Here is a 6,385-nt window from a genome sequence, read left to right as displayed (position 1 = left end):
GCCGGCGGGGCGGCGGAGGACCACGACGGAGGGGCGCCCCCCGAGCCGATCGCTCGGAGGGCGCCCCTCTCGTGTGCCGTCAGCCGGCCGGACCGTCAGCCGGTCGGTGCCGTCAGCCGGTCAGTGCCGGCCGCCGGCGCCGTTGCCGTTCCCGTTGCCGCCACCGCCGCCGATGATGCCCGGCGGGAGGGTGACCCCGCCGCCGATCATGCCGCCGGGGTTCCCGCCCCCGCCAGGGTTGCCGCCTCCGCCCGGGTTCCCGCCCGCCGCGTCGCCGTTCGGCGGCGGCGTGGGGGCGCCCGACGGCGCCGCGTTCGGGTCCGGCTTGGGGGCCGGGTCCGGGATGCTGATCGTCGGCAGGGTCTGCATCGGCGCGCCGCGCAGTGCCTGGTTCATCGCCATCTGCCAGATCGGGCCCGGGCCCGTGGCGCCGAAGACGCCGTCGCTGCCGTAGTAGGTGTCGCCGATCTTGATGTTCTTCATCTTCACGCCGCCGGCCGGGCCGCCGAGCCAGACCGAGGCGGCGAGCTGCGGGGTGTAGCCGCTGAACCAGGCGGCCTTCTTCTCGTCCGTGGTACCGGTCTTGCCGGCGATCTGGCGGCCACCCTCCAGTCCGAGGGAGGCACCGGTGCCCTTCTCGGTCACGTTGAGCAGGACGGCGTTGAGCGCGTCGGCGGTGCTCTCGGAGTAGGCCTGGCTGCAGGACGACTGCGGGACCTTGACGTCCTTGCCGTCCACCGTGGTGATCTTGTTGATGGCGATCGGGGTGCAGTACTTGCCCCGGGCGGCGAAGGTCGCGTAGACGTTCGCCATGGTCAGCGGGGAGAGCTCCAGGGTGCCGAGGACCATCGACGGGACCTCGACGAAGGGGTCGCCCTTGGCCGTCTGGTTGATGCCGAGCTTGTTGGCCATCTGCTTCATCGCGCAGAGGCCGACCTGCTGCTCCATCTGCACGAAGTAGGTGTTGACCGACAGCGCCATGGCCTGCTTCAGCTCGTACGGGCCGACCTCGCTGCTCGACTCGTTGCCGACGCTGCGGTCCTTGCCCTTGGCGGTGTTCTTCCAGGTGCCCGAGCAGGTGGACATCGTGGGGTAGTCGATCCGGTTCTCGGACGGGAACGACTGGGTCGGGGACATCCCCGACTCCAGCGCGGCCGCGGCCAGCACCGGCTTGAACGTCGAACCGGTCTGGAAGCCGTTGCCGCCGCCCATCGAAGCGTCGACGTTGAGGTTCACGACGGTCTGGTTCTTGTTCTGGTCCAGGCCGTACGGGCGGGTCTGGGCCATCGCCAGGATCTTGCCGCTGCCGGGCTCCATCATGGTCGCGGCGGCCGAGACCGGGTCGGTGACCTTCACCTTGGTGGTCACCGCGTTCTGGGCGGCGGCCTGCTTGTCCGGGTCCAGGGTGGTGTAGATGTTCAGGCCGCCCTGGTCCCAGAACTTCTTCCGCTCGGCGGCGGTCTTGCCGAAGACCGGGTCCTGCTTGACCACGTGGCGCACGTAGTCGCAGAAGAAGCCCATGCCGGCGTTGGCGGTGATGCAGCCGTTCTGCGGGTCCTTGTACTTCAGACCCAGCGGGGCGGCCTTCGCCGCGTTCGCCTCCTCCGCGGTGATGTGCTTGTTCTCGAGCATCTTGTCGAGCACCACGTTGCGGCGCTTGACCGTGTTCTCCGGGTAGCGCACCGGGTCGTACTGGGAGGGGTTCTGCACCAGGCCGGCGAGGGTGGCGGCCTCGGCGATGGTGAGGTCCTTGTTGGACTTGCTGAAGTAGCGCTGGGAGGCGGCCTCGACCCCGTAGGCCTGGTGACCGTAGAAGGTGATGTTCAGGTAGTTGGTGAGGATCTGGTCCTTGGTCAGGTCCTCCTCCAGCTTGATCGCGACCTTCAGCTCCTGGATCTTGCGGCCCAGGGTCTTGCGCTGGGCCTCCAGGACGGCGGCCTGGTCGTCGCCGGCCTTCTCCACGTTGACGTTCTTCACGTACTGCTGGGTCAGCGTCGAGGCGCCCTGGGACGCGGTGCCGCTCTCCGCGTTCTTGCCGATCGCGCGGAGCACGCCCTTGAGGTCGACGGCGCCGTGCTCGTAGAAGCGGGCGTCCTCGATGTCCACCTGCGCCTTGCGCATGTAGGGCGACATCTGGTCGGCCGCGAGGACGGTGCGGTCGCGCTCGTAGACCTTGGCGATCAGCTGGTTCTTGCTGTCGAAGATCTGGGTCGCCTGAGTGAGCGGCGGGGTCTTGAAGTCGTCGGAGATGCTGTCGAAGCTCTCCGCGGTGTTCTTGGCGGTCAGGCCGAGCGCGCCCACCGCAGGCAGGGCCATGCCGGCCAGCAGGACTCCGGAGAGCACGCTGACACCCAGGAACTTCACTCCGTGTCCCGCGAAGTCCAGCGGTGACTCGCGGCGCTTGCCGCGCGGAGCTCCGGTGTTGCCTGGGGGCTGGGGTGCCTGGGGGCGCTTCGGTGCCATGAGGAGAACCCTACGTTGCCGAATCCCCTCCGGCGGAGCAGGTGTTCGCCTAGGCTTGTCACAAGCTTGCGACAGCTTCGGTACGTCAACATCGCTCACTCTTGTGAGTGATGAGGTTTGCCCGAATTGCCCCTTTCTGAAGCACTTTTGAGGCCACTGCCGCCCGTGGTGCGGCTGGTTTTGGTGGCGCTCCGTGACGACGCGCGTGGGTACAGTTTCTTCGGCGCCCTTGGCAAGGCTTGCGACCTGCGATCACTCCAACGAGTGAGCTGGCCGATACCCATAGTCCAATCGGACCATTCGAGATTGAGCCCGAAGGGGCTGTTGCAAGCTGTCGTTCTTCCGTAACGTCCTCAACTGGCAACGGTGAATATGCCGTTGCCGCCGTGGGGGAGCCTCGATTCGGGAGAGGACGGCGCCGGCATGGGCTGGGTAGACGACTGGAGTGCGCAGGCCGCCTGCCGCACTAGTGATCCGGACGAACTTTTCGTCCAGGGGGCGGCGCAGAACCGCGCCAAGGCGGTGTGCAGTGGATGCCCCGTCCGTACGGAGTGCCTGGCGGATGCGCTGGACAACCGGGTGGAGTTCGGGGTCTGGGGCGGGATGACGGAGCGCGAGCGCCGGGCGCTGCTGCGCCGCCGGCCGACGGTGATCTCGTGGCGGCGGCTGCTGGAGACGGCCCGCACCGAGTACGAGGAGTCCCTCGCGACCGGCGTGATACTGACGGACTACGCCCAGGCCGGCTGAGCCGCCACGGGCGGGCCACCACGGGCCGGGCCCCGATGAGCCGGGCCACCACGGGCCGGGCCACGACGAGCCGGTCCGCCACGGCCGGAGCCGTCACCGGCCGAGCCGACTCCGCCCCGCGCGCCCGACCGGGCGTCACGGCGCGGCGCCGCCGCTACGAAGCGCCTCCGCTGAGCCGCTCGCCGATGGCCCGCAGCCCGTCCAGGTCGTGGACGTCCCCGGGGAGCGCGGCGACCTCGACGATCGGCACGTCCGGGTAGACGGAGACGAAGCGGTCACGGGTACGGCGCTCCCGCGCCATGATCTGCATCCGCTCGGCGTGCAGCCGCAGCAGCCCGGCCGCGAGCAGCTCGGCCTCGGGGGAGGAGTTCTCCGAGCCGTTCTCCTCCAGGGCCTCGGCCGCCGCCAGCGCGCGCTCCGCGGTGAGCTGGGGAGCGCCCGTCCCGTGCACCCGGTTGAGCACCAGCCCGGCCAGCGGCATGCGGTCGGCCGCCAGCCGGTCGACGAAGTACGCCGCCTCCCGCAACGCGTCCCGCTCGGGCGCGGCCACCACCAGGAACGCCGTGCCGGGCGCCTTGAGCAGCTGGTACGTCCGGTCCGCGCGCTCGCGGAAGCCGCCGAACATCGAGTCCATCGCGCTGACGAAGGTCTGCACGTCGGTCAGCAGCTGGGCGCCGAAGATCTTGCCCAGGGTGCCGGTGAACAGCCCCATCCCGACGTTGAGGAACTTCATCGCGCTGCGCCCGCCGACCTTGGCCGGCGCGGTCAGGATCCGGATCACCTTGCCGTCCAGGAAGGACCCGAGCCGGTTCGGCGCGTCCAGGAAGTCCAGCGCCGAGCGGGACGGCGGGGTGTCGACGATGATGAGGTCCCACTCCTCGGCCGCCCGGAGCTGGCCGAGCTTCTCCATCGCCATGTACTCCTGGGTGCCGGCGAAACCGGCCGACAGCGACTGGTAGAACGGGTTCTCCATGATCGCTCGGGCCCGCTCCGGCTCGGCGTGGGCCAGCACGACCTCGTCGAAGGTCCGCTTCATGTCGAGCATCATGGCCTGGAGCTCGCCCTCGCCGGTCACGCCCTTGACCACCCGCGGGGTGTTGTCCAGCTCGGTCAGACCCATCGACTGCGCGAGCCGGCGGGCCGGGTCGATCGTCAGCACGACGACCTTGCGGCCGCGCTCGGCGGCGCGCAGCCCGAGCGCCGCGGCGGTGGTGGTCTTGCCGACGCCTCCCGAGCCGCAGCAGACGATGATCCTGGTCCTCGGGTCGTCGATCAGCTCGTCCACCGCGAGCCGGCTCCCCGTGCCCCGCACGCCGTTCACCCGGCCACTGCTCCCCTGACCGCCGTTCTCCCGGCCACCGCTCCCGCGGCCACCGCTCTGCCTGCGGCCGGCCGCCCGGCCACCGCTCTCACCGCGGTCGCTCGCGCCGTGGTGGCCCACGCCGTGGTCGCTCACGCCGCCCCCTGACGCTTCAGCTCGCCCGCCAGCCGGTACAGCCCGCCGAGGTCGACACCCTCGCCCAGCAGCGGGAGTTCGTACGTGGGGAGCTTCAGCTGCTGCAGGTCGGCGCGCTGCTCGCGCTCCAGTTCCACCCGCTCCGCGTGCTCCCGGGCCTGGTCCAGCAGCGGGTCGATCAGCGGGTCCACCGCCGCCCGGACGGTCTCCGCCTTGCGCGAGCGCCCGCCGAGGCCCGCCTCGCCGAGGGCGAGCGCGACCTGCTCGCGGTGGTCGCCGTCGACCGCCGCCACCGCCGCGGCGTCCAGGACCGGGGGCCGGACCATGTTCACCATGACCCCGCCCACGGGGAGCGCGGCCTCGCGCAGCTCGGCGAAGCCGTCGACCGTCTCCTGCACCGGCATCTCCTCCAGCAGGGTGACCAGGTGCACCGCGGTCTCCGGGGACTTCAGCACCCGCATCACGGCCTGCGCCTGCGTGTGGATCGGGCCTATCCGGGCCAACCCGGCCACCTCGGAGTTCACGTTCAGGAACCGGGTGAGCCGGCCGGTCGGCGGCGCGTCCATCACGACGGCGTCGTACGCCAGCCGCCCGTCCGGGCCCTTGCGCCGGGCCGCCTCGCAGGCCTTGCCGGTGAGCAGGACGTCCCGGACGCCGGGCGCGATGGTGGTCGCGAAGTCGACGAAGCCGACCTTCTGCAGCGCCTTGCCGGCCCGGCCCAGCTTGTAGAACATCTCCAGGTACTCGAGCAGCGCCTGCTCGGTGTCGATGGCCAGGGCGAAGACCTCGCCGCCGGCCGCCCCGCTCCCGGAGCCGGCACCGGGCAGCCCCAGCTGGGCGCGCGAGACGGAGGCGATCCTGCGCTCCTCGTACGGCAGCGCGGAGATCCCGAACAGCTCGGCGATGCCCTGGCGGCCCTCCACCTCGATCAGCAGGGTCCGCCGGCCCTCGGCGGCCAGCGCCAGGGCCAGTGCCGCGGCCAGGGTGGTCTTCCCGGTGCCGCCCTTGCCACTGACCACGTGCAGCCGTACGCCCTCCCAGTCGGGGTCGCGCCGGGCCGCCTCCTGGCCGGGGGTGCGTGCCACGCTCCGTCTCCGTCCGTCTCCGAGGGCCGGCACCGCTCAGGTGCCCTCCCGCGAGGGTAACCAGGGACCGCGCCGGATGCCGGGAGCATCGGGGGGACCAGGGCTGAATCATGCCCGGTTTGTGGGCCACCTCACACGCCGGGCCGCGGGCCGCGCCGCCCGCGGGGGCCGCTCGTCTAGAGTCTGGCCATGACCAAGTGGGAATACATGACGGCGCCCCTGCTCGTGCACGCGACGAAGCAGATCCTGGACAACTTCGGCGAGGACGGCTGGGAGCTCGTCCAGGTCGTGCCGGGCCCGAACCCGGAGCAGCTGGTGGCCTACTTCAAGCGGGAGAAGAACGCATGAGCAAGGTCGAGGAGAAGCTCGCCGAGCTGGGCCTGACGCTGCCGCCGGTGGCCGCTCCGGTCGCCGCCTACGTCCCGGCCCTGCGGACGGGTGAGTTCGTCTTCACCTCCGGCCAGCTGCCGATGGTGGGCGGCAAGCTGCCGAGCACCGGCAAGGTCGGCGCCGAGGTCACCCCGGAGGAGGCCAAGGAGCTCGCACGGACCTGCGCGCTCAACGCGCTGGCCGCCGTGAAGTCGGTGATCGGCGACCTGGACCTGATCGAGCGGGTCGTGAAGGTGGTCGGCTT

6 protein-coding genes are annotated in these 6,385 nt (G+C 71.0%); 3 read left to right on the top strand and 3 right to left on the bottom strand.

The window, feature by feature from the left end; genetic code table 11:
• Window positions 1-120: 120 nt before the first annotated feature.
• Window positions 121-2,463, bottom strand: coding sequence for a transglycosylase domain-containing protein (locus MCM47_RS39180; protein WP_238951669.1), 2,343 nt, complete (start codon window positions 2,461-2,463; stop codon window positions 121-123).
• Between the two features lie 423 nt (window positions 2,464-2,886).
• On the opposite strand from MCM47_RS39180, the gene MCM47_RS39175 reads away from it, so the two are divergent.
• Window positions 2,887-3,210: a WhiB family transcriptional regulator gene (locus tag MCM47_RS39175; RefSeq protein WP_030240986.1), complete on the top strand. Its 324-nt coding sequence runs from the start codon at window positions 2,887-2,889 to the stop codon at window positions 3,208-3,210.
• 154 nt (window positions 3,211-3,364) lie between these two features.
• Here MCM47_RS39175 and MCM47_RS39170 read toward each other — a convergent pair whose 3' ends face one another.
• Together MCM47_RS39170 and MCM47_RS39165 are read right to left on the bottom strand one after the other, a co-directional pair.
• The gene (locus tag MCM47_RS39170; protein ID WP_238861331.1) at window positions 3,365-4,531 is read right to left on the bottom strand and encodes an ArsA family ATPase; all 1,167 of its coding nucleotides are present in this window, start codon (window positions 4,529-4,531) and stop codon (window positions 3,365-3,367) included.
• Between the two features lie 131 nt (window positions 4,532-4,662).
• Window positions 4,663-5,751 carry an ArsA-related P-loop ATPase gene (locus MCM47_RS39165; RefSeq protein WP_238951668.1) on the bottom strand — a complete coding sequence of 363 codons (1,089 nt, stop codon included), beginning with the start codon at window positions 5,749-5,751 and terminating at the stop codon, window positions 4,663-4,665.
• Window positions 5,752-5,940: 189 nt separating this feature from the next.
• Between MCM47_RS39165 and MCM47_RS39160 the strand changes: the two genes are divergently transcribed.
• Both MCM47_RS39160 and MCM47_RS39155 read left to right on the top strand, forming a co-directional pair.
• Window positions 5,941-6,099, top strand: a complete 159-nt coding sequence (locus tag MCM47_RS39160; protein ID WP_094743074.1) for a DUF4177 domain-containing protein — start codon at window positions 5,941-5,943, stop codon at window positions 6,097-6,099.
• On the top strand, window positions 6,096-6,385 hold a 290-nt coding region (locus tag MCM47_RS39155; protein ID WP_238951667.1), incomplete at its 3' end, for a RidA family protein. The genes MCM47_RS39160 and MCM47_RS39155, both read left to right, overlap by 4 nt.

The sequence above is a fragment of the Kitasatospora sp. A2-31 genome (genome assembly GCF_022288725.1).
Taxonomy (GTDB): domain Bacteria; phylum Actinomycetota; class Actinomycetes; order Streptomycetales; family Streptomycetaceae; genus Kitasatospora.
This window is presented reverse-complemented; position numbering and strand designations above follow the sequence as displayed.